This is a genomic window from Oceanicola sp. 22II-s10i, from assembly GCF_002210105.1.
Classification (GTDB): domain Bacteria; phylum Pseudomonadota; class Alphaproteobacteria; order Rhodobacterales; family Rhodobacteraceae; genus Pseudooceanicola.
The window spans coordinates 1-21,901 of sequence record NZ_AQQU01000025.1 but is presented as its reverse complement, the minus strand read 5'-3'; the positions used below and the strand labels follow the sequence as shown (position 1 = coordinate 21,901).

Sequence of the window (21,901 nt, the reverse complement as noted above, 5' to 3'; positions counted from 1 at the left end):
AGAAATCAACCTGCGGACTCTCCGGAAATCCGGAGGAGAGTCGGGTCTCCGGTCAAGAGCTATATCTACGACGACTCTGATCAGGCCAACGAAGACCCGGCAGCAATGCCAACCGAGGACAGTGCCTCTATCGTCCACGTAGTCCTTTGCGGACCACTGTACGCTTCCTTCCCATCCAGCGCAGCTGCCCCTGGCACACTACCAGACAGGGACAAAGAGGACGTGTCCGCGTGAGGACGCCGCTGTTTTCAGAGAAGCTCGATGCGCTTGGCGATACAGTCGCCTGCGCGAGAAGCCACGACGTTAGCGCAATAACGCACCACATGCAGGCACACGCTGACCATCCGGCGATTGCGGTAGGTGCGGGCGGGTCTCTCGTCTCCGCATCCTACTTCGCGGCGTGCCGTGCAAGCCTAGGACACGGACCGACCGCAACCCAAACGCCCATGGAATTCGTGCTTGGGAGGGCCTCGATCGAGAACACTGTGGTTTGGCTGTTTAGCGCGAGCGCGAACAATTCCGACGCTGCCGCAGTTGTGCAAGCCGCAAGTGATCGCGGATGCGCAAAGCTCGTTCTGTGCACACGGAATTCAGTCGGCTTCGTTGCGCAAGACGTCCGGTCTGCGGGCGGACACGTTCTGGAAGTCCCTTCCGCGGACGCAAAGGATGGATATTTGGCAACTCATTCCCTCATCGGAACCGTTTCCGCTCTCCTGTGCGCCGCGGAGTCGACTTCGCAGTGGGGGATGTCTACAGGTTCGATCATCGATCAACTTGCGCAAAGGATTACCGCTGCGAGAGCAAAACCGGAGCGTGATCGACGCTTGGATATCGTTGCTGGTTTGAGCGACCGGGATACAGTGGTCGCCCTGGTTGATCCCAATCTTCAACCACTTGGAATACTGCTGGAAACATCGATCTGGGAGTCCGCGATCTGTTCAATTCAGTTGAGTGACGTCAGGAATTTTTCGCATGGACGTCATGCTTGGTTGCAACATCTTCAGGATCGCACCTTGGTTCTTGGTATCACCGGCAGCGCGTCTCACGACGTTTGGGCGAACCTGAAATCTGAACTCCCCGATGAAGTGCGTGCAGTTGAAGTGACCTACAACACTTGCGGACGACTGGAGATCGCACTCGCCTTGATAGACGGTCTAGGCTGGTTGGAAGCAATGGGTGAGGCGGTCGGCAGAGACCCAGGAAAGCCCGGAATTGGGCAGTTCGGTCGGCGAATGTTCGAAGACCCAAGCCTTAGAAACCTAGCGTGGCAACTTGCGCCTGCGGTTCGCCAAAAACTGGCACGTCTAGAAAATACAACCTCAACAAAGGCATCTGCTTCCGATCTCTTTACCGCGTGGAAAGACCACTTTGTCCGCATATCAGAGGCGGAGATCGGTGGCCTAGTCCTGGACTATGATGGCACTGTTGTCACAACCGAAGGGCGCTTCGATCCACCTGAGCCGAAGATCGTGTCGGAGCTTGTTAGGCTCCGCAACGCCGGCATTGATATTGCATTTGCATCTGGTCGCGGAAAATCGCTCGGTCGTGACGTGCGTGCTGCCCTGCCGCCAGAGATCGTCGATGCTGTATTGATCGGGTACTACAATGGAGGTCTCATACGATCCGCCAACGTCGACATAACAGAGTCAGAACATGTTCCTCCAAGTGATCCTGCACTTGAGGACGTTGCGGATTGGGTCCGGAGCAGCGAGCTCTTGCTCGAGAACCAACTTCTCAAGCATCGACCCCTTCAAATCACCATCAATGCGGCTGATCTCAACTCACCTCGATCATTCCAAGCAGATATTCTTGAATGTCCGACCGTAAGGCAAGGACGAGCTGTTGTAGTGGCATCCGCTCACAGTTTCGACATTATCCCAGCATCGTCGTCGAAGCTGAGAGTGCTGGAAGAACTCGAGCGTCGTGTCGGAGGCGGTCAGGTTGTACTCTCGGTTGGAGATAGCGGTTCGGAGCGAGGCAACGATAATGCTCTCCTGTCACGACCTTACGGTGTCAGTGTCGGAGACGTATGCGGTGCAGAAGGGGGTTGCTGGTCGGCATTTGGAGAGAAGCGCATCGGTCCAACGGCATTGTGTGATATCCTGAGGGCGCTGAAGCCAACAGAGCGCGGTGGCGTAAGGCTGGACCTAGATCACCTCGGTCTCGACGAACGCTTTAAGGAATGGTGCAAAGGGTGAACATGCGAGAATTTGTCGACAGGCCCTTACCACTCGATGTGGCTGGAACCGGATTCACGGTGCTTGACCGAGTGTATGCGGATGGAGCGCTCACAGATGAAGCTCTGGGCGGGTCATGCGCAAACGTGCTGATCTCACTCGCGATGCTAGGCCACAACGTCGCGCCCGTGCTGCGCCTAGGCGCGGATGCGGAAGGTGCTCGGCTAGTGGAAGAGTTCCTTCGTGCAGGTGCCGTAGTTGAATTCATCTCCAGAATGGCTGATCTTCTCTCTCCGATCCTGGCTGAGAAGATCGACAGATCGACGGCTTCTCACGAGTTCAGCTTTCGATGCCCAGTTACGGACTCAGAGTTTCCCCGGTATGAGCCCATCACCAAGGCTGAAGTGGATCGAGCGCGCGGCGCAGTGGGAAGTTGCAAGATCTTTTTTGCCGATCGCTTGTCAGAAGAGATCCTCGATGCAATGCATATTGCGTCGCAAGCAGGAGCTTTGGTCGTTTTTGAACCATCGGCAATTGAAGATGATGTCCTGTTCTCGGATGCTCTCGAGGTCTCCGCAGTTCTAAAGGTCTCATCCGAAAGAATTGATCTGTCTACCGCGAGCAATGCTCTCGCGATGCCGCCTATTCAGATTGTTACCCACGGGAAGAACGGCTTAGAAGTAAGTCACCAGGGTAGCACCGTTTGGTGCCCTGCAATCGACGCCCCAGAATTTAGGGATGCCTGCGGTTCTGGCGATATGGTCACAGTCGGACTGCTCGATAGCTTAATAAGTCGAGAGAAATCGGATAGAGAATACCTATTTGATGACGTTCTGAAGGGTGTGCGTGCTGGTCAGCGGCTCGCGGCCGAGAATTGTGCATTTGAGAGTGCGCGAGGTCTTTTTCGAACATGCGGACCCGCACGCGCACGATCCCTCCTCAACGACCTAGAGATTTAGGAGCCGCCGCTCTTTCCTTACTCCGCGGCTATGCCGGATTGAGGGAGAGTAGCGGTGTCTCTCGAAAGTTCATCCCTTAATTCCATCAGCATCTCACCGAGCATATTTTGCCCTTTTCCATCAACCTCGCCCCATAGGCGATTGACTGCATTATCGACGGTTGCGCTTTCGACGAGCCGAATCTTTCCGGTGGAAAGCAGGAGTTCGCATAGATCCTCGTGTTGCGTGAATTTGGCCCTCAACACAGCGCGCATCCGATCAAATTTCAGTTTCGACCAGCCAGGCGAAATATCCCAATAGTAGAGGCCGTGGGCTGCCATGGCGAGTAGCGCTGGAGTCGGAGCGTCCATGAGCCACTTTTTGACAGCTGGTTTTCGCGCCTTGCCGGCCTGATAGGCGTGTTCACTCGTAGCGAACCGCTCGCCTTCGAACACAATCTCTCGACGATAAAGGTTGCTGAAAGCGCCATAGGGTCGCTCATTCGCTCGGTAAAAGCGGATCTCTTGCATGTCTGCCTGCCTCGTTGTTTTGTTTGGGTTTTGAGAGCAGAGGCTAGTGCGGCGTCGAGGCAACACCAACAAAAAACAGGTTCTCACAGCACTCTGATCGCGAGTGAGTCAATTTTGCACTAGGAGCTTGATCTCAGGGTTCGATGGTGCGACCTGCTCGAGAGTGAGCGCAACTATCCTGTCGACCACGTTTACATACGAACTCCTAGCGCACTTAGAATGCGATAGCCTTCGGCGAGAAGGGTGATCTGGTCCGCTCTGACCAAAGGCCTGTTATGCCCAATATCATTTCGCACCGGAGCGAGCCGCTGCATCGCAACCTGAAAATCGGATTTTGACTTGAAATACCTCTGGAACGCGTCGTTCCAGTTGTTCCGCTGGCATATGATGTCGGCGAGGTCCATGAAGTCGGCATAGTATAGTAGGGGGTATGAGTCTCCCCGGCGGTCGTGGTCGGCAGTCTTCCTTTCGCGCCACCGCTTCCGCAAATCTCCGTTGATCCTACGCTCAAGCCAGCTCTCTCCCTCCAGTCGAGACAGCTCGGCCTGTACAAGATCACGCAATCGGTTCTCAATCTGACCAAGAAAACTCGCGTGTTGTGGATCATGGCGACCGGTTTCGTCGCCATTCTCCGTCGTCACAATAGCGACGGCTTCCACACGAAGCTGGAACCCGGCAGAGAACAGAACTTGGGGGTATGCGGCCGGCGGAAAGGCGACAATCTCGGCATTCATGCCGGCTTCAATCCTTGCGGTCTCTCGATCTTCCGGGGTCTGGTTCTCGTCAAAGTCAACGGGTTCCCCCAGCTCCTCTGCGAACACCTCCTGGACCGCTGGATTGTACGGTTCTGTGCCACTGGAAATGTCATACAGACGAGCAATGCGGGCAAAGCCGACCATCGAGACACCTAGGCGATCCTCGATAGCCCAAGGATTCTGGAGCTGCCCCATCCTTTCCGCGAGCGACGTTTGCCACGCTTCCATTTGCTGAAAGTGCTCCTGGAGAGGATGGACCGCTGCCGCTGCCGCAGCAGAAAAACTCTGCAACTGTTCAGCCAACGGAACAATTGCGTGATGTGCGGTCGTGACAAGCCCCTTCAGATCAGCATCTAAACGTCGAAGCACATCCACCGTTTCGGGGTGCGTGATTGCACTGTGGGCGGCCGCAATAGCCGCTGATGTTTCAGCCCAATGCTGAGAATTCGCGTAAGCCGCGAAGGCCGACTGCGCTTCGACCAATGCTGTCGCGAGCCTTGGAAAGTCTGTCCTGTGCAGTTCCTCGGCCGCGCGTAGCATCGATGACTGTTCGAGCTGTTCGATCGCCTGCCGCACAGGATCGTTCTGCATCTCTATGAGGGCGCGCGTAGCAGGATCGGCCTCCATCTGGCGCAGAGCCTTCTGGAGCGGCCCTTCGGCCTGCTCCAGTGCCCGACGCAGAGCGTCATTTCCGAAAGGATCGCGAGCCACTAGACCGTACCCTCCATACTACGCACTATGGCTGGCTGAAGCGTGCCGCGGTTCGCGCCAAATACCTCAGCCATGCCGAAAACCGTCTCACGTTTCTCCTTGATGGCTGTCTTGGCATGTGCCATCTCGTTTGCGGCCAAGTTCCGGTCGCATTCGCCTTTTATCAGAGCCTCGAATTTTTGATCTAGGTTCTGTGCTGTTGTTGAGATCGGCAAATAGCGAGTTCTCATGCAGTCTTTTTGCACGAGCCTTCTACGTCAGTCCAGCGCATGAGAATGAGTAACTTGAAAGCCGAGGCTGCATTCATCACGGCGCGAGTGGTCCAAGGCGATAAGATCGAGCTGGGACATACTGAACCACCTGGTGGCGCTCAGCCAGTTCAGCACAGGCGGGTCACCGCGCCGAAATCGGCCTCCTGAGCGGTAACGATAATGGCCCCTCCATACCGTCCAGCGGGCCATTATTTCCTTACGAAAAAGAGACATGCTCAATCACAAACATCTCGCTTATGCTCTTTAGTTAAGTACCTATGAGGTGAACTTCCTTTTTGATGTGGATTACTGTGGCAAACCAATTCTTTGACATCGACAAATTCGAAGACGACGGCATCCGCATCCAGTACCAAACGCTACGTCGGCGGTTCTTGTCGCTGGGACAATCCGTGAAGGACGCTTATGGGTTGGACGGACTACCGATTGAGACAGGCTTTGTTTTTGAAAACAGCATAGACTCCGACGGGTTTGGGCAATTGCTGTCCTATTACTCGACCGCCGAGCCAGAGAAGATGCCGACAATCGTTTTGGCGGCAGACAAGGACGTCGATCAGTTGCGTTCGAAATTGTCGCGCTACAGCGAAAATTTCGTCTTTCACGAAATCTATGGATCAACATCACGATTTTGGTCGAGCACGCCGAAAAAGCCGGTGATGAGCCTATCGGACATCGTTCAGGGGCTGGTTCAAAACAACACCCTCGCAGTTGCTAACGCTGATTTTTCGCTTGATGGAATCGACCCCTCAGATTTCGAACATCTGTCACAAAGCCTGTCTGCAGCTTATGCCGTTGTCCGCTCGGTGAATTTTGAGTTCAACAAATTCGCGTCCGCCGGTCTGGCTCAGGACGCGATCAGTCTGTTAAGCGAGGCTGACACGTCCAAGTTTTCAAGCGGGCAGCAAAAGGCGGTCAATGCGCTCTGGGTTCTGTTCTCGCTTTGGGATCTTTACCTGCATGAGAACAGGCCCGACGCATTGGATCAGGCCATGCAACGCGCTGCAGAAATCGGGTCCGACTTACTGGTTGCGCATTGTCAGCGACTGATGAATCTGAGTGCCGGATATTCAGCGTATTCGCGACACAGCCTGGAAACCGCCGAGATGACGTTCCGCCGGTTCAACCAGGCTCCAATGGCGATTTATTGCAAGAACAATGCGCTGCTGAACGACATGCACAGCACCGGCCGAACCACAGACGCGTTCCAGGACCTTATCGACGAGGCGACCGAGGTTTGCCCCAACATTTTTTCGATGGTGCGCCTACTCAACAATGCTGGTGTTGGCGCCATGCTCGATTCACGCTTTGAAGAGGCATTGGAGTTCTTCGACCGCTCCAAAACATTTAACGCCCTGCCGGTCCATCGGTTCGGGTTAGAGGTCAACGCCCTTCTGTGCCGGTTTATGATGGGCGACAGCTTGCGCGAAGAGGAATTGGAACGGATCGTCGTGCGCGTCGAGCGTGCCAATGTGGACAAGCGCTATGCGTATCACCAGGCCATAGTCCTTTTGAACATCCTGCGCTTGCAAGAACAGCTTGGCCATGCGTCCGATATCACCCGGGTGCTTCTGCGGGAGCGGGCGTTTATGGATTATGGCGCCGTGCTATCCGGCAGTTTGTCCGTCGCCCGTTTTTTGGAATCGAATTTGCCCACCACCGCCCCACAGGGTCGATACAAAGGCCAAAGGGGCGACTTCATCCTACGAACCGACCTTGTCCCGATCATCCATTTTGGCTGGTCCTAACTGCCGCAAAAGCGCTTGGCCCAGCACGTATGCGATGATGTCATAGTCGTCGTCTGCCGACAAACCCGCGCAAGACAGCGTGTGTTGCGCCTCGGCATCGCGATCCAACCAGCTTCGTATGCTTTCAACGAACGCGAGCCCGACGCAGACAGTGGGCATTGGATTGATCTCGATAAAGGCAAGATCGTCCAAGTCGATCTGGGAAACGTGATCCAGATGGTTGACATGCAACCGAAAGTCTATTCGGGCAAAGCAATCGACACCCACCGTCGCGCAATAGGCACGAATTCTATCTGCGGCCCGAGGTTCGAGCGGATACTGTTTTCGCGTCACTGTACTGACGCCGGAACCGCCAACATAGGTCTCCTTGGCGTGCCGATCATAAATCCATTCGGTTGGATTGGGCTGGATCGGGACATAAACGGTCGCGTCCCCGACATTCAGCGTATTCGTGTTGGCATCCACAAAAACCGGCACCGTCACGTCATATCCAGGAACGAAGGCTTGGACGATTTTCCCACCGTCAAAGTCTGAAGGATCAAGCATTTTGCCTTCAACCAGTTTCAGGCCAAAGCTTCCCCCCAGATCCCGCGGTTTGACCACAAGCCGCGCCTCGCTTTGCGCCTCAGCACATTCATGAGGGCCATACACCCTTGGCACCTGCAGGCCTGCTTTAGATGCAAGTGCATTCCCCAGATCCTTGCGCTCACCCGCGATGATCGTGTCTGCCGTGCATGGAATGATTGGCTTGCGAAACCACTGTGCTACCGCCGGAACCAGTGCAAAATGCGACACTGGTCTGACCCCTGCATTTAGGCTCATCACTGCGTCGCAATCGTTCAGTTTGCCGCTCGAAATCCGGTCGATGAAGATGTCGATGTCGCAATAACATGGAACCGCCCCGATGCGTTCCAGCGCTTCGCCGTAGCTCATGATCACCCGCGTGCGCCACCGATCATACCAACGGTTGGCCGGGTCATCCGGTTGCGGAAGAGAATAGACCAAAGCAACACGACATGCCTCGAGGGCCTTCAAATCCTTGCTTGATATCGGCACCATAATTCTCGGTTATCGTTACTCCGAGACGCGTAGCTGCCAAGCGGGTACGGCGGTGACGATAATGGCCCGTCTTATCGTGCGTTGACATTTGCGCGCGCCCAGAACAGCCTGCGGGCACTCACCCGGGGGGTCTCGACAAGAGGCTGAGATACTGCTGGCACCTGTGCAGCGCAGTGACCCGATGAACCTGATCCAGTTCACACTGGCGTAGGGATGGTGCACTGGCCGCGCGGGCCCCGACCACTTTCGTGGAGGGCTATTCCCACGCCGGCAATCCCATTCGGCGCGGAACTGGGTCTCCAACGCTTTGAGCTATGGAGCCTACGACCGATGAAAGACCTCACCCCAACCGTCACCACGGGCCCGCTGCCCGCTTCGCGCCGTGTCTGGCACGCGGGCACTCGTCACCCCGACATCCGCGTGCCCATGCGCAAGATTGACCTGCACCCCACGGCCGGGGAACCGTCCGTCACCGTCTATGACAGTTCGGGCCCTTATACGGACCCGGAGGCGACGATCGCCATCGACCGGGGCCTGCCGCGCCTGCGCGAGGGCTGGATTGCAGCGCGTGGCGACACCGAAACCTACGACGGGCGCCATGTGCAGCCGGCTGACAACGGATTTGCCGAAGGCGCCCGGCTAACGCCAGAGTTTCCCGTTCGCAATGCGCCCCGTCGCGCCATGAAAGCGCGGGCGGTGACCCAGATGGCCTATGCCCGCGCCGGCATCGTCACGCCCGAGATGGAATTCGTCGCCATCCGCGAGAACCTCGGTCGCAAGGCACAGGCCGAAGGCCAGGCGCGCGACGGCGAAAGCTTCGGCGCGGCGATCCCGGATTTCATCACCCCCGAGTTCGTGCGCGACGAGATCGCCCAAGGCCGCGCCATCATCCCCGCCAACATCAACCACCCCGAGGCCGAGCCGATGGCGATCGGCCGGAACTTCCTCGTCAAGATCAACGCCAATATCGGCAATTCGGCCGTGACCTCCTCGATGGCCGAGGAAGTGGAAAAGATGGTTTGGGCCACCAGATGGGGCGCGGATACAGTCATGGACCTCTCCACGGGGCGCAATATCCACAATATCCGCGACTGGATCCTGCGCAACTCGCCGGTCCCGATCGGGACGGTGCCGCTCTACCAGGCGCTTGAGAAGGTCGGCGGCATCGCCGAGGACCTGACCTGGGAGGTGTTCCGCGATACGCTGATCGAACAGGCGGAGCAGGGGGTGGATTACTTCACCATCCATGCGGGCGTACGGCTGCACATGATCCCGATGACGGTGAACCGGGTGACGGGGATCGTGTCGCGCGGGGGCTCGATCATGGCGAAGTGGTGCCTGCACCATCACCGCGAAAGCTTCCTGTACGAGCATTTCGACGAGATCTGCGACATCGCGCGCGCCTACGACGTGTCTTTCAGCCTCGGCGACGGGCTGCGGCCCGGTTCCATCGCAGATGCCAATGACGAGGCGCAGTTCGCGGAGCTCGAAACCCTCGGAGAGCTGACGCAGATCGCCTGGGCGCGGGATTGCCAGGTGATGATCGAGGGGCCGGGGCACGTGCCCATGCACAAGATCAAGGCCAACATGGACAAGCAGTTGGAGGTCTGCGGCGAGGCGCCGTTCTACACGCTCGGGCCACTCACCACAGACATTGCACCGGGCTACGATCATATCACCAGCGGCATAGGTGCTGCGATGATCGGCTGGTTCGGCACCGCGATGCTCTGCTACGTCACCCCCAAAGAACACCTCGGCCTGCCCGACCGCGACGACGTGAAGGTGGGGGTCATCACCTACAAGATCGCGGCCCATGCGGCGGACCTGGCCAAGGGGCATCCGGCGGCGCAGATCCGCGACGACGCGCTCAGCCGCGCGCGGTTCGAATTCAGGTGGGAAGACCAGTTCAACCTTTCGCTCGATCCCGAAACTGCGCGTTCGATGCATGACGAAACCCTGCCGAAGGAGGCCCATAAGGTCGCGCATTTCTGCTCCATGTGCGGGCCGAAATTCTGCTCCATGCGGATTTCTCACGATATCCGCGCCGAAGCGCAGAAGGACGGCATGGCGCGCATGGCCGAGAAATTCCGCGACGGCGGAGCGCTTTATATCCCACTGGAGGACAAGGCATGAGCCAGGCACCGAACACCCTTCTGACCGCGCTGCGCGCCACGCCGCCGCTGGTGCAGTGCGTCACCAACTACGTCGCCATGAACATCGCCGCAAATGTGATGCTTGCAGCGGGGGCCAGCCCCGCCATGGTTTCGGACGTGGAAGAGGCCGAGGAATTCGCCGGGATTGCCGGAGCCGTGACCGTGAACATCGGCACCCTGTCGCCGCCCTTCGTCGCCGGAATGCAGGCAGCGATCCGGGGGGCGCGGGGCGCGGGGCGGCCCTGGGTGCTGGATCCGGTGGCCTGCCAGGCGACGGCCTATCGGCGCGAGGTCGTGCAGGCGCTGGTGGCCGAACGCCCGACGATCATCCGGGGCAATGCCTCGGAAATCCTGTCGCTCGCCGGGGAAGCCAGCCGGGGGCAGGGCGTCGACGGGCGTGATCCAGTCGCGGCGGCGGAAGAGGGGGCGCGTCGGCTGGCGCGCTCCAGCGGTGCGGTTGTCGCGGTGACGGGCGAGGTCGATTATGTCACCGACGGCACCCGCGCAGTGCGGGTCGAGGGTGGTTCGCCTTTCATGCCGATGAACACCGCCCTGGGCTGTTCGCTGACCTGCCTTTGCGGGGCCTATGCTGCGGTGGCCGACGACGCCTTTGACGCCACCGTCGCGGCGCTGGCGCATTTCGCCGTAGCCGGGGCGAAGGCGGGTGAAGGCGCGGCAGGGCCGGGAAGCTTTGCGCCACTGTTCCTCGATGCTCTGGCTGCGGTCACGCCGGAGGCGCTGGCGCGGGCGGCGATCCGCGATGCGGCGGTGCTCGCGTGAGGTGTTGCCCCGACCTCTCGCTTTACCTCGTGCTCGATCCCGGCCTCTGCGCCGGGGTCGGCGTGATCGCCACGGCCCGCGCCGCTGTGGCGGGCGGGGCGACGGTGGTGCAGCTGCGGGACAAAGCGGCCGATACGGAACGGATGATCGAGACGGGCCGCATGCTGAAGGCGGCGCTGGCGGGGACCGGCGCGGTGCTGATCGTGAATGACGACGTGGAGGCCGCCATTGCGATTGGCGCAGACGGGCTGCACATCGGCCAGGGCGACATGGCCGTGGCCGAGGCCCGCGCCCGGATCGGTGCGACGATGGTGCTGGGTTTCTCGGTCGAGACGCCGGCGCTGGCGGCATCGGTCGATCCGGCGCTGGTCGATTACATCGGGGCCGGGCCGGTCTTTGCCACGCCTTCCAAGCCGGATCACAAGGCCCCCGTGGGCTTTGACGGGCTGGCGGCGCAGGTTGCGGCCAGCCCGGTGCCCGCCGTGGCGATCGGCGGGCTGAAGGCCGAGCACGTGGCGCAGGTCCTGAAGGCCGGGGCGCAGGGCGTCGCCGTGGTTTCTGCCATCTGCGGCCAGCCCGACCCCAAGGCCGCCGCCCGCGCCCTGAGGGACAGGATCGACGCGCTAACCGTCTGACGCCCAGAGTGCGTGGAAATGATGCACCGGCCCGTGTCCGTGACCCACGCCCAGTGCATCGCTTTGGGCCAGCGCGGCATGCAGATAAGCCTTGGCGCGGGTCACGGCCCCGGGCATGTCGTGATAGGGCAACAGCGCGGCAATGGCCGAGGACAAGGTACAGCCCGTGCCGTGATCGTTGGTCGTGGTGATACGGGGCGCGCGCAGCGTCTGCGTACCTTCGGGGCCGGCCAGCAGGTCGGTACTGTCCGCGCCCGACAGGTGCCCGCCCTTGAGCAGAACGTAGTCGGACCCGAGAGACAGGAGTTCAGGCAGGGCGGCGGTCATGGTCACGGCGGTCCAGTCGTCGGGACGGTTCAGCAGGACGGCGGCCTCGGGCAGGTTCGGTGTGATGACTGCTGCCAGAGGCACCAGCGCCTCGCGCAGTGCCGAAACCGCCGGCGGGTCCAGAAGGGCATGACCGCTTTTCGCCACCATCACCGGGTCCAGCACGATGTTGCGCGCCGCGTGATGGCGCAGCCGGTCGGACACCGCGCGGGCGATCCCGGCGTTGGCGATCATGCCGATCTTCACCGCGTCGATGCGCACGTCGTCGAAGACCGCGTCGATCTGGTCGGCCACGAAAGCGGGATCGAGCGCCTGAAACGACCGCACGCCGCAGGTGTTCTGCGCAACCACGGCGATGACGACCGAACAGGCATAGGTGCCAAGCGCGGAGAAGGTCTTGATATCGGCCTGAATACCCGCGCCGCCCGAGGGATCGGTGCCTGCAATGCTCAGAACATTGGGGATCATGCCGGCACCTCTGCCATCAGGGCGGCCGCGTGATCCGCAAGCTCGGCCACATCGCGGCTGAGCGCGAGGTGGCCTTCCTTCAGCGCCGTGATCTCGATCCAGCGGGCCTCGAGCGCGTCATCTGCGGCAATCGGGTCTCCGGCGGTCCAGCGGCACAGGACGGCGACCAGGATGAAATGGCGGCGCAAGGTGCCGGTGCCGTCGTGATCAAAGGCGTCGAGCGCCGTGATCACCCGCAGCGGGTCTGCGGAAACGCCGGTCTCCTCGGCCAGTTCGCGGATGGCTGCGTCGAACAGGGGTTCGCCCGGGTCAATCCTGCCGCCGGGAAATCCCCAAAGGCCCGCATCGGGCGGATTGGCGCGACGCACGAGAAGCACCTGGGTGTCGCGCACGACTACGGCGATGGCCGCCGGGATCGGGCGTGGGTCTGTCGGTTGATATGGCAAGGCGGCCTCGTCATGCTGAGGCCGGCAAGGGCAAGAGAGCGCTGCGATCCTGTCCCTTCGCCGGCATGATCCGGATCAGGTTCAAAGGGTCACCGCGCTGCAATCGCCAGCGATATCTCAGCCCCTTGTCGGGACACCCCTAGGTGAGCGGCAGCTTATCAGGCTGAGCGCCCGGTTCAATGCCGGGCGGATGTGCTTGCGCCTGCCGTCGCTTGCTGAAACTTTAGGCAAAACAGACAAGGCAGCAGTCATGGAGTCCCTGTTCCGTTCGCTTGGCCCGGTTATTGGCCGCCCCTCGCCAGCCGAGGCCCTTCGCGCCGGGATCGGCGCCCTGATCGGGCTTGGGGTGACGGGCGCATTCCTGTTGTCGCCCGTGGTCGACCTGACGCTCGGCCTTTACCTGATTGCCCCGTTCGGTGCGACGTCGGTTCTGCTGTTCGCAATGCCCAACAGCCCGTTGGCGCAGCCGTGGTCGGCGGTGGTGGGCAACACTCTCGCGGCACTGGTCGGTGTGGTGGTCTGTTCCGCGGTCGCTGACCCTGTCCTGCGGATCGCCCTTGCGGTCGGGCTGACGATTACGGTCGGCATCCTGTGTCGCGCGATCCATCCCCCGGCGGGTGCGGTCGCCATGACAGCGGCGATGAGCCCGGAGGCGGTCGAGCGACTTGGACTCTGGTTCGCGATCGCGCCCGTCGCCACAGGCACCCTCGCGCTGGTCGTCTGTGCTGCGATCTACGCCCGGCTCACGGGGCGCAGATATCCATTCCGCCAGTTCGATGAGCCAAGTCGCCACCGCACCGAAGATCCCGATCCCGCCAAGCGCATCGGGCTGTCCCGAGAAGAACTGAAAGAGCTGCTGGACCGGTATCGCCAGTCGTTCAATCTGGGTGTCGAAGACCTGGCGCGGTTGATCGGCGCGGCCGAGTTGCAGGCCGCCGCGCACCGGACAGGTCCGCTTCTCGCGACCGACGTCATGTCGCGTAATCTGGTGACCATTGGCCCAGACACTCCGCTGTCAAAGATTGCGGACCTGTTCAGACATCATCGCTTCACATCGCTTCCGGTGACCGGGGTCGAGGGGCATTATCTTGGCGTGATCTTCCAGATTCACCTGATCGACCGAGCGCGCGAGGATGCGCTTCGGCTCGACCGTGGCTATCTCGCGGCGTTTCGGCGCCTGATCGACCAGGATCGTACGCAGCCGGTCCGAGCCAAGGACATCATGAGCGTCGCCGGGCCTCGGGCGGTACCGGCGACTCCGGTCGGAGTGCTCCTGCCGATGATGGCCGATGGTGATGTCGATGCGGTGCCGGTCCTTGAAAAGGGCCGGATCGTCGGCATCGTCACCAGGACGGATCTCATCGCCGCCCTCGCGCGGTCCGGTTTGCGAGCCCAGGACTGAGAGGCGGCGGCCCGGGTCAGGCCGGCTCGAGCGGGTGATCTTCGGGCGCCGGGACGCTTGCGAGACCCGCGACAGGGACATTGTCGATCAGGCGCACGCCATCGAGCCAGGCGGCCAGGAAGAGGCGACCGGGGCGGTCTGCCCTGTTCATCAGCTTGAGGTCGGGATCGCTGCGCAACTCCAGGTAGTCGATCGTGTCGAACCCGGCAGTGAGCAGCGCCGCCCTGGCGTTATCGAGGGCCTGCGCGACTTGTCCGCCGCGGGAGATGACACGCGCGGCGTCGTCCAGGACCTGGGCGATCACCGGCGCAATTTCGCGTGGCCCGGGCCCGAGCCGGAGGTTGCGCGACGACATGGCGAGGCCGTCGTCCTCGCGCACGGTCGGACAGCCGACGATCTCGGTCTTCAGATCCAGATCCTCGGCCAGCCGGATCACCACCTGAAGTTGCTGGTAATCCTTTTCACCGAAATACGCGCGGTCGGCATCGCATTGCAGGAAAAGCTTGGTCACCACCGTGGCCACGCCGTCGAAATGCCCGGGCCGCGCCCCGCCGCACAGGCCCGCGCTGACACCGGTCACCGAAATCGTCGTGGCAAAGCCGTCGGGATACATCTGCGGGCCGTCGGGCACATAAAGGACATCCGCGCCATAGGGCGTCAGCTTTTCGGCATCGCTGTCTTCGGTCCGGGGGTATTTCGCAAGATCCTCGGGGCTGTTGAACTGCCTGGGGTTCACGAAAAGCGTCACGATCACGCGGTCATTCTCGTCGCAGGCGCGGTCGACCAGGCTCAGATGACCGGCATGCAGCGCGCCCATGGTCGGCACCACGCCGATGCTGTCCCCGGCGCGACGCCAGCTTTGCGTGAGGGCGCGCAGCTCGGCCTTGGTGCGGATGATCTTCATGTGCCTGGTTCCTCCTGCGAAAAGACATGTTCGGGGGCCGGGAAGCTGCGTGCGCGAACCTCCTGGGCGTAGGTGCGGATGGCGGTGCGGGCGTCGCTGGCAAGATCGCCATAGCGCTTGACGAACTTCGGCTTGAAGGCATCGAAAAGGCCCAGCATGTCGTCGATCACCAGGATCTGTCCGTCACAGCCTGAAGAGGCCCCGATGCCGACCGTGGGAATGTCGATACCCGCGGTGATCTGATCCGCCAGAGCGGCGGGCACCTTTTCCAGCACGACCGAGAACGCCCCGGCGCGGGTCACCGCACGGGCGTCTTCCAGGATCCGGTCCGCATCCGCGCAGCGCCCCTGCACCTTGTAGCCGCCAAGCGCGTTCACCGCCTGAGGTGTCAGACCGATATGCGCCATGACCGGGATGCCGCGTTCGACGATGAAACGGATCGTGTCTTCCATATGCGCGCCACCTTCCAGCTTGACCGCACCGGCCCCGGTTTCGGCCATCAGCCGCGCGGCGTTGCGGAAGGCCTGGGCCGGGCTTTCCTCGTAACTGCCAAAGGGCATGTCGACGACCATCAGCGCGCGGTTCAGCCCGCGGGCGACGGCGCGGCCGTGCATGACCATCATCTCCATCGTGACATCAAGGGTCGAGGGCAGCCCGTGCAGCACCATGCCGACGCTGTCACCGACCAGAACCAGATCACAGTCCGCATCTGCCAGCTGGGCCACGGGGGTCGTATAGGCCGTCAGGCAGACCAGCGGATCGGCCCCCTTGCGCGCACGAATGTCGGACGCGGTCAGGCTGCGTTGCGGGGCGGATTGGCTCATGTCGGTCCTCCTCAGACAGGCTTCCGAGGGGATACCTGCTTGGGGCTCTTTTCGCAAGTGCAGCGCAATAATATTGCGTTTGTATATACGAAAAAGTCATATCTGTGCGCGGTAGATTGCCGATTCAGAAGTCCAGCCCAAGGTCCAGGACCTGCGCCGAATGGGTCAGTGCGCCAGAGGAAATATAGTCCACGCCCGTCGCCGCGACCTCGGCGATGCGGTCCAGCTTCATGTTGCCCGAGGCCTCCAGCACCACCTGACGGGCGGTCATGTCCACCGCCTTCGCCAGCATTGACGTGTCCATGTTGTCCAGCAGAACAACGTCTGCGCCACCCTCGTCCAGGACCTCGGCCAGCTGGTCCAGGCGGTCGACCTCGATCTCGCAGCGGATCATGTGGGATGCCCGCGCCTTGACCGATTGCAGCACGGGGCGGATGCCACCGGCGGCCGCGATGTGGTTGTCCTTGATCAGGATCGCGTCGGACAGGCCGAAGCGATGGTTGAACCCGCCGCCATGCAGAACGGCCTGTTTTTCCACGATACGCAGGCCGGGGGTCGTCTTTCGGGTGCAGGTCACGCGGGCGTCGGTGCCGCGCGTTTCGGCCACGAAGGCGGCGGTCAGCGTGGCGATGCCGGACATGCGCCCGGCAAAGTTCAGCGCGACCCGTTCGCCCGACAGGATCGAGGCCGCGTCGCCCGTGATCTCCATCAGCAGGTCGCCCGGCGCGATCACGTCGCCATCGACCTTGTGCGTGGTGATCTGCAGCGCGGGATCGACCAGCCGGAACGCAAGCGCGGTCATTTGCAGACCCGAAACCACGCCCGGTTCGCGGGCATTCAGCCGCGCGGCATAGGTGGTGCCGGCAGGAATGACGGTGCGGGTGGTGATGTCGCCGTAGGTGCCCAGATCCTCGATCAGCGCGGCGCGGACCAGCGGTTCAAGGATCAGGTCGGGCAGGGGGGGCATTGTTGCGCTCTGGTTCATGCCGGTTCCTTTCGGGTCATGGTCGCGCGGATCGCCAACGCGTCGGTCAGGGTCATCAGCGACCGTATGCCGGTTGCGCCATCGGGGTGGGGAAAGTCCGACCGGAAATGCGCGCCCCGGCTTTCGCGGCGCAACAGCGTGGCGGTGGCCGTCATGTTGAGAAGCGCGTCGCAAGCGGGCTGCGCGGCTTCGATCGCGGCGATCTCGGTCAGCGTCCGGTTCAGGCCATCTGCGGTACGGATCACGCCCGCGCCATCGGTCATCGCCTGTCGCAGCCGGGCGACCAGCGCGGGGTCGGGCGTTTCGGCGGCGGGAAGGTCGGGCAGGGTGACGGGTGCGGCAACCGTGGGCGCGGGCAGGGCCGCGTCGATCGCCAGCGCACAGCGGCGGCCATAGACCAGCGCCTCGAGCAGCCCGTTCGAGGCCAGACGGTTCGCGCCATGCAACCCGGTCGAGGCGACCTCTCCACAGGCCCAAAGGCCGGGCAGGGTGCTGGCCCCGTCTGCATCCGTCGCCACGCCGCCCATGTGGTAATGCGCGGCGGCGGCCACGGGGATCACTTGGGTCACCGGGTCCAGCCCGGCCTGCTGGCAGGCGGCGGCGACGGCTGGGAAATCGCTGAGGATCTTTGCGCCAAGGGCGGTGCGGGTGTCCAGTGCCGGGGCCAGCCCTGTCTGCGTCTGGGCATAGACTGCGCGGGCGACGATGTCGCGCGGGGCCAGTTCGGCGTCGGGGTGAGCGTCCAGCATGAAGCGCTCGCCCCGTCGGTTGACCAGCGTGGCCCCTTCGCCGCGCAATGCCTCGGTCGCCAGCGGGGCAGGGTCCAGCCCGCAGGCCATGGCCGTCGGGTGGAACTGCACGAATTCCGCGTCGGCGATCTGCGCGCCCGCGCGGGCGGCCATGCCGATCACCTGACCCCGAATGCGCGGCGGGTTGGTCGTGAGGGCATAAAGCCCGCCCGATCCGCCCCCGGCCAGCAACACGGCGGTGCCGCGCAGGGTGACGCTGGCGCTTTGCCCCTGATCACAGTGGGCGACGGCCAGGCCGGTGACACGGCCGCCCGAGACCTCAAGCCCCGTGGCCATCACGCCTTCGAGCACTTGGATATGGTCGGATTCGCGCACCTGTGCCGTCAGGGCGCGCATGATCTCGGCCCCGGCCTGATCGCCCTGCACACGCACTACACGGGCGAAACTATGCGCCGCCTCGCGCGACAGCACATAGCCGCCGTTTGCGGTGCGATCAAAGGGGGTGCCCAGACCGATCAGGTCAAGGATGTGATCGCGCGCCTCGGCTGTGACCGACGCCGCCACGCCCGGATCGACGGTGCCCGCACCGGCAGTGACGGTATCGCGGGCATGGGCATCGGCGCTGTCCGCCGGGTCCATCGCCGCCGCCACGCCGCCCTGCGCCCAGGCCGAGGAGGCGCCGGTTCCCAATGCCTCGGGAGAGATCATCAGCACGGGACGCGGGGCCAGTTTCAGCGCGGCATATTGCGCCGCTAGCCCTGCGCCCACGATAATGACGCGACCCGTTTCGATCGGGGACATCGCCCTAGCCGGCCATCTTGGCAGAGAGGTCGATCATGCGCTGCACGGCAACACGGGCCTTGTCGGCGACCTGTGGGTCAATCTCGACCGCGCCTTCCATCGTGTGGAGCGACCACAGCACCTTTTCCAGCGTGATCTTCTTCATGTAGGGGCACATGTTGCACGGGCCGACGAAATCGACATCCGGCAGCGCGTCCGAGATGTTGGAGGCCATGGAGCATTCGGTCACCAGCATCGCCTTTTCCGGCCGTTGCTGCGTCACATAGTCGATGATCCCGCTGGTCGAGCCGGAAAAATCCGCCTCGGCCACCACGTCAGGCGGGCATTCGGGATGCGCGATGATGCGCGTGCCGGGGTTCCATTCGCGGAAATCCTTCAGGTCCTGTGCGGTGTATTGTTCGTGCACGATGCAGGCCCCGTCCCACCAGACAATGTTCTTTTCCGGCACAAGATTGGCGATGTTCTGTGCCAGATATTTGTCGGGCGTCATGATGACCGTGTCGCTGTCCAGCCCGCGCACGATCTGCACCGCGTTGGAAGAGGTACAGCAGATGTCGGACGCGGCCTTCACTTCGGCCGTTGTGTTCACATAGGTGACAACGGGCGCACCGGGGTACTGCGCGCGCATCTGGGCGATGCCCTCGGCGGTGATGCTTTCGGCCAGCGAACATCCCGCTTCCATGTCGGGGATCAGCACCGTCTTGGAGGGGTTCAGGATCTTGGACGTCTCGGCCATGAAATGCACACCGCACTGGACGATCACATCGACTTCGACCTTGGTCGCCTCGATCGCCAGTTGCAGGCTGTCACCAACCACATCTGCGATGCCGTGGTAAATCTCCGGCGTCATGTAGTTATGCGCCAGAATGACGGCGTTCCGCTCTTTCTTGAGCTTGTTGATCGCCGCGACATAGGGCGCATAGATCGCCCAGTCGGGGGGCGTCACGACACGGTCCATCCGGGCAAAAATGTCAGCATTTGCCAGCGCGATGTCGGTTGAAGGGGCGAGATCGTAGTGATCGGCGAGTTCGGCGCGCAGCGCGATCTGGTCGAGCAAGAGCGGAGTTCCTGAGGTTATTTCGGGCCGCCGCGGAGGGCGCGACCGCACGCGGGTGGTGTCGGCTGGGAGGTGTTTACGGGTCGACTTACCTAAGGGCAAGTGTGCGGGGTGTCTTATTTGAATGACGCACGCTAACATGTGCCGAAAGCCACCGTCATACGATTATGGGCTCAGACGTCGGTGCGCAGGCAAGACTTTGGATCCGGTCCAGAGGCGAAGCGGGCTTTCAGCAGGCATTCGTCGTATTCCGAGCGAACCTCGGAATCGAACAGGATGCCGCCTCACACTTTGAAAATGGCCTCATCGCCCTTTTGGAAGGCGAGGTTGCGGACGGATGGAGACATTGCCGCGCACCAGGCCAGAAGGATCTATGAATTCGATGGCCCCGCAGTCGATGTCACGCGGACGTCCCTCCAGCGCGCAGGGACTGTATTGCGCGGATCAAGGCCACAGCCTGTCTCGTAGCTCACGTAGCCCGCGCACCATTGGCCCGCGGTCCGCACGCGTTCCATGCGGTCCAAGGCCCGTGGCATCTCGTCAACATGGTCGGCGTAGATAAACTCGCGAGGTGCGGTGAACCGCATCTCGGTGCCTGCCCAATCGTCGCGCAGCAGGAGGCGGTGAGCGTCCGATTTGGCCTCTACTGGTACCCTCGAGGGGTCAGGCCTCTTCATCGGCCGTTACGAAGGCCTGAGAGGTGTCGTAGTCCACCGCGAAGCGCATCTCGCGGAGGGGTTTCACGCGCCGGATGGATTCGGCGTAGATCTCGTGCGCCTTGTAGGCGGCCAGCGCCGCGTCATCCACGAACTCTCCGTAGACGACAACATCGACTTCCTTGCTGGCCGGATCCGTCTTTCGGTTCAGAGCGATCTCGAGGTGCTTCGCATGGGGAATCCGCGTCAGGATCTGCAATCCCTTCCGAACCGCGTCGAGGTTGCCGTCGATTGGGACAGTGAAGAATACTACATGGCGGATCATTGAAATACTCCGGGAGTTTAAGGGTGGGAAGCGGTTCCGGGCCGCACGCGAGATAGCACGCGCCCCGCGCGTCTGCCCTTCTAAGGTTTCGGCCCGACACCGCAACCCGATCTGCCCGCCATCAGCAGGTTTTGCCCTGAGACACCGCCGAAGTGTGCGGGAAGCGCTTACGTCGCACTGAAAGGCTTCCTGTTGGTGCATCAGGACGGGTTCCTGGCGGGCGGTCCGCGTTCTGACGGTCGATCCAACCACGGGATGACCGGGTTCCGGAAAGTCAAAGCAGGCCTTGAGAAAGTCGGATCCGGAGGTGGAGTGATGGGTCTGGCGGGAATGCGGACAGCACCCGTACCCCCGCGCGGCGTCGCTCACCACCCTTGTCCGATCCGCGCGCGGCTGCCGCACGCTCCCCAAACATCGGAGATATTTCATGTCCAAGTCTAGCAAACGCAAGTTCGACGCTGCAGCGTCGATCACCAACGAACTCATCGACATCATTGACCGGGGCGTGCTGCCCTGGCGCAAGCCATGGACGGTCGGCGGCAGTTCCGTGCCGCTCCGCCTGAACGGCGAACCCTACCAGGGCGTCAATAACTTCCTGTTGACTATGCGCACCATGATGGCCGGATACGCCTCGCCTTACTGGATGACGTTGAGGCAGGCGAACGAGCTCGATGCGAAAGTCATCAAGGGCTCGAAATCGTCGGTGGTCGTCTACTACGGGACGGCCGAGCGCGAGCAGGCCGAAAGCGCCCACGGCGACCAGGCGGAAACCGAAGATCCCAAAACCATCCCCTTCATGAAATCCTACCGCGTCTTCAACGCCGATCAGATCGAGGGGTTGGACCCTCGCTTCCATCCCGCTGCGGCCGAACCGGAAGTTCATCCCGAACGCGCACCGATCCCGCATATGCAGAGCTTCTTCGAGGCAATCGGTGCCAATGTCAGCTTCTCTGGTCGGGAAGCATGTTACGTCCCGAATCTCGACAAGATTTACATGCCCCCGATCGAGCTCTTCGAGAACCCGCGGAATTTCTACGCCGTCTGGGGTCATGAGCTGGGCCACTGGACGAAACCCCGGCATCGGTTAAACCGCAGCTATGGCGATGCGCGGTTCGGCAACACCGCCTACGCACGGGAAGAGATTGTGGCCTTATCTTGACAGTCTGCACCGCATGCCACCTTGCCGTAGGATGGGTGACAGGCGT

At 61.8% G+C, this 21,901-nt stretch carries 18 protein-coding genes, 1 pseudogene and 2 riboswitches; of the genes and pseudogenes, 8 read left to right on the top strand and 11 right to left on the bottom strand.

Translation table 11 applies throughout. The features are described from left to right. Positions 1 to 746 precede the first annotated feature (746 nt). Together ATO6_RS24905 and ATO6_RS24260 are read left to right on the top strand one after the other, a co-directional pair. Complete coding sequence (locus tag ATO6_RS24905; RefSeq protein ID WP_217899065.1) at positions 747 to 2,198, top strand: HAD hydrolase family protein; 1,452 nt, start codon at positions 747 to 749, stop codon at positions 2,196 to 2,198. Between the two features lie 2 nt (positions 2,199 to 2,200). After that, entirely contained in the window at positions 2,201 to 3,136 is a 936-nt protein-coding gene (locus ATO6_RS24260) for a PfkB family carbohydrate kinase (protein WP_217899064.1), read from the top strand. Between the two features lie 17 nt (positions 3,137 to 3,153). Here the strand turns inward: ATO6_RS24260 and ATO6_RS24255 are convergent, their stop codons facing one another. Then, a complete protein-coding gene (locus tag ATO6_RS24255) occupies positions 3,154 to 3,645 on the bottom strand; it encodes an NADAR family protein (RefSeq protein ID WP_088626501.1) in 492 nt (163 codons plus the stop codon). A 191-nt stretch (positions 3,646 to 3,836) separates the two neighbouring features. Next, positions 3,837 to 5,111 (bottom strand): Swt1 family HEPN domain-containing protein, encoded by a 1,275-nt coding sequence (locus ATO6_RS24250; RefSeq protein WP_088626500.1) that lies wholly within the window; start codon positions 5,109 to 5,111, stop codon positions 3,837 to 3,839. Between the two features lie 562 nt (positions 5,112 to 5,673). Between ATO6_RS24250 and ATO6_RS24240 the strand changes: the two genes are divergently transcribed. Then, positions 5,674 to 7,125 carry a hypothetical protein gene (locus tag ATO6_RS24240; protein ID WP_141102076.1) on the top strand — a complete coding sequence of 484 codons (1,452 nt, stop codon included), beginning with the start codon at positions 5,674 to 5,676 and terminating at the stop codon, positions 7,123 to 7,125. Here ATO6_RS24240 and ATO6_RS24235 read toward each other — a convergent pair. Next, a complete protein-coding gene (locus tag ATO6_RS24235; RefSeq protein ID WP_217899063.1) occupies positions 7,081 to 8,058 on the bottom strand; it encodes an ATP-grasp domain-containing protein in 978 nt (325 codons plus the stop codon). The two genes, ATO6_RS24240 and ATO6_RS24235, sit on opposite strands and share 45 nt — an antisense overlap. 239 nt (positions 8,059 to 8,297) lie before the next feature. Next, a riboswitch (TPP riboswitch) is annotated at positions 8,298 to 8,416 on the top strand. 98 nt (positions 8,417 to 8,514) lie between these two features. On the opposite strand from ATO6_RS24235, the gene thiC reads away from it, so the two are divergent. From thiC to thiE, 3 genes are read left to right on the top strand one after another with little or no spacing between them, the layout of a single operon-like run. Then, complete coding sequence (gene thiC, locus ATO6_RS24230) at positions 8,515 to 10,317, top strand: phosphomethylpyrimidine synthase ThiC (RefSeq protein ID WP_088626496.1); 1,803 nt, start codon at positions 8,515 to 8,517, stop codon at positions 10,315 to 10,317. Next, positions 10,314 to 11,117 (top strand): hydroxyethylthiazole kinase, encoded by an 804-nt coding sequence (gene thiM / locus ATO6_RS24225; protein WP_036562991.1) that lies wholly within the window; start codon positions 10,314 to 10,316, stop codon positions 11,115 to 11,117. The genes thiC and thiM overlap by 4 nt, the downstream gene beginning before the upstream one ends. Continuing rightward, the gene (gene thiE, locus ATO6_RS24220; protein ID WP_088626495.1) at positions 11,114 to 11,752 is read left to right on the top strand and encodes a thiamine phosphate synthase; all 639 of its coding nucleotides are present in this window, start codon (positions 11,114 to 11,116) and stop codon (positions 11,750 to 11,752) included. The genes thiM and thiE overlap by 4 nt, the downstream gene beginning before the upstream one ends. On the opposite strand, the gene thiD is transcribed toward thiE, so the two are convergent. Both thiD and ATO6_RS24210 read right to left on the bottom strand, forming a co-directional pair. Next, positions 11,741 to 12,547: a bifunctional hydroxymethylpyrimidine kinase/phosphomethylpyrimidine kinase gene (gene thiD, locus ATO6_RS24215; RefSeq protein ID WP_036562985.1), complete on the bottom strand. Its 807-nt coding sequence runs from the start codon at positions 12,545 to 12,547 to the stop codon at positions 11,741 to 11,743. The two genes, thiE and thiD, sit on opposite strands and share 12 nt — an antisense overlap. Continuing rightward, positions 12,544 to 12,993, bottom strand: a complete 450-nt coding sequence (locus ATO6_RS24210; RefSeq protein ID WP_036562981.1) for an NUDIX hydrolase — start codon at positions 12,991 to 12,993, stop codon at positions 12,544 to 12,546. The genes thiD and ATO6_RS24210 overlap by 4 nt, the downstream gene beginning before the upstream one ends. Before the next feature lie 34 nt (positions 12,994 to 13,027). Further along, positions 13,028 to 13,144: riboswitch (TPP riboswitch) on the bottom strand. A 99-nt stretch (positions 13,145 to 13,243) separates the two neighbouring features. On the opposite strand from ATO6_RS24210, the gene ATO6_RS24205 reads away from it, so the two are divergent. Continuing rightward, the gene (locus tag ATO6_RS24205) at positions 13,244 to 14,395 is read left to right on the top strand and encodes an HPP family protein (protein ID WP_036562978.1); all 1,152 of its coding nucleotides are present in this window, start codon (positions 13,244 to 13,246) and stop codon (positions 14,393 to 14,395) included. Positions 14,396 to 14,411: 16 nt separating this feature from the next. Here the strand turns inward: ATO6_RS24205 and panC are convergent, their stop codons facing one another. From panC to ATO6_RS24175, 6 genes are all read right to left on the bottom strand, one after another. Next, positions 14,412 to 15,299 carry a pantoate--beta-alanine ligase gene (gene panC, locus ATO6_RS24200; protein WP_036562975.1) on the bottom strand — a complete coding sequence of 296 codons (888 nt, stop codon included), beginning with the start codon at positions 15,297 to 15,299 and terminating at the stop codon, positions 14,412 to 14,414. Beyond that, positions 15,296 to 16,123, bottom strand: coding sequence for a 3-methyl-2-oxobutanoate hydroxymethyltransferase (panB, locus tag ATO6_RS24195; protein ID WP_088626494.1), 828 nt, complete (start codon positions 16,121 to 16,123; stop codon positions 15,296 to 15,298). Before panB ends, panC begins: the two co-directional genes overlap by 4 nt. Positions 16,124 to 16,247: 124 nt before the next feature. After that, a complete protein-coding gene (nadC, locus tag ATO6_RS24190) occupies positions 16,248 to 17,108 on the bottom strand; it encodes a carboxylating nicotinate-nucleotide diphosphorylase (protein ID WP_036562970.1) in 861 nt (286 codons plus the stop codon). Then, positions 17,105 to 18,658 (bottom strand): L-aspartate oxidase, encoded by a 1,554-nt coding sequence (locus ATO6_RS24185; RefSeq protein ID WP_088626493.1) that lies wholly within the window; start codon positions 18,656 to 18,658, stop codon positions 17,105 to 17,107. Before ATO6_RS24185 ends, nadC begins: the two co-directional genes overlap by 4 nt. 4 nt (positions 18,659 to 18,662) lie before the next feature. Then, entirely contained in the window at positions 18,663 to 19,715 is a 1,053-nt protein-coding gene (gene nadA, locus ATO6_RS24180; RefSeq protein ID WP_028288508.1) for a quinolinate synthase NadA, read from the bottom strand. 663 nt (positions 19,716 to 20,378) lie between these two features. Beyond that, positions 20,379 to 20,696 carry a Dabb family protein gene (locus ATO6_RS24175; protein ID WP_028288509.1) on the bottom strand — a complete coding sequence of 106 codons (318 nt, stop codon included), beginning with the start codon at positions 20,694 to 20,696 and terminating at the stop codon, positions 20,379 to 20,381. A gap of 427 nt (positions 20,697 to 21,123) precedes the next feature. Here ATO6_RS24175 and ATO6_RS24170 point away from each other — a divergent pair. Then, positions 21,124 to 21,846: pseudogene (locus ATO6_RS24170) on the top strand (ArdC family protein); the annotation flags it as partial. Positions 21,847 to 21,901: the final 55 nt, after the last annotated feature.

What these genes read in the sequence shown, in the direction of transcription:
- ATO6_RS24235 (WP_217899063.1), bottom strand. Translation starts at nt 8,058, where the DNA reads ATGAGCTACGGCGAAGCGCTGGAACGCATCGGGGCGGTTCCATGTTAT.
- nadC (WP_036562970.1), bottom strand. Translation starts at nt 17,108, where the DNA reads ATGAACCAGAGCGCAACAATGCCCCCCCTGCCCGACCTGATCCTTGAA.
- thiD (WP_036562985.1), bottom strand. Translation starts at nt 12,547, where the DNA reads ATGATCCCCAATGTTCTGAGCATTGCAGGCACCGATCCCTCGGGCGGC.
- ATO6_RS24185 (WP_088626493.1), bottom strand. Translation starts at nt 18,658, where the DNA reads ATGTCCCCGATCGAAACGGGTCGCGTCATTATCGTGGGCGCAGGGCTA.
- ATO6_RS24205 (WP_036562978.1), top strand. Translation starts at nt 13,244, where the DNA reads ATGGAGTCCCTGTTCCGTTCGCTTGGCCCGGTTATTGGCCGCCCCTCG.
- thiC (WP_088626496.1), top strand. Translation starts at nt 8,515, where the DNA reads ATGAAAGACCTCACCCCAACCGTCACCACGGGCCCGCTGCCCGCTTCG.
- panB (WP_088626494.1), bottom strand. Translation starts at nt 16,123, where the DNA reads ATGAGCCAATCCGCCCCGCAACGCAGCCTGACCGCGTCCGACATTCGT.
- ATO6_RS24905 (WP_217899065.1), top strand. Translation starts at nt 747, where the DNA reads ATGTCTACAGGTTCGATCATCGATCAACTTGCGCAAAGGATTACCGCT.
- ATO6_RS24260 (WP_217899064.1), top strand. Translation starts at nt 2,201, where the DNA reads ATGCGAGAATTTGTCGACAGGCCCTTACCACTCGATGTGGCTGGAACC.
- panC (WP_036562975.1), bottom strand. Translation starts at nt 15,299, where the DNA reads ATGAAGATCATCCGCACCAAGGCCGAGCTGCGCGCCCTCACGCAAAGC.
- ATO6_RS24175 (WP_028288509.1), bottom strand. Translation starts at nt 20,696, where the DNA reads ATGATCCGCCATGTAGTATTCTTCACTGTCCCAATCGACGGCAACCTC.
- ATO6_RS24255 (WP_088626501.1), bottom strand. Translation starts at nt 3,645, where the DNA reads ATGCAAGAGATCCGCTTTTACCGAGCGAATGAGCGACCCTATGGCGCT.
- thiM (WP_036562991.1), top strand. Translation starts at nt 10,314, where the DNA reads ATGAGCCAGGCACCGAACACCCTTCTGACCGCGCTGCGCGCCACGCCG.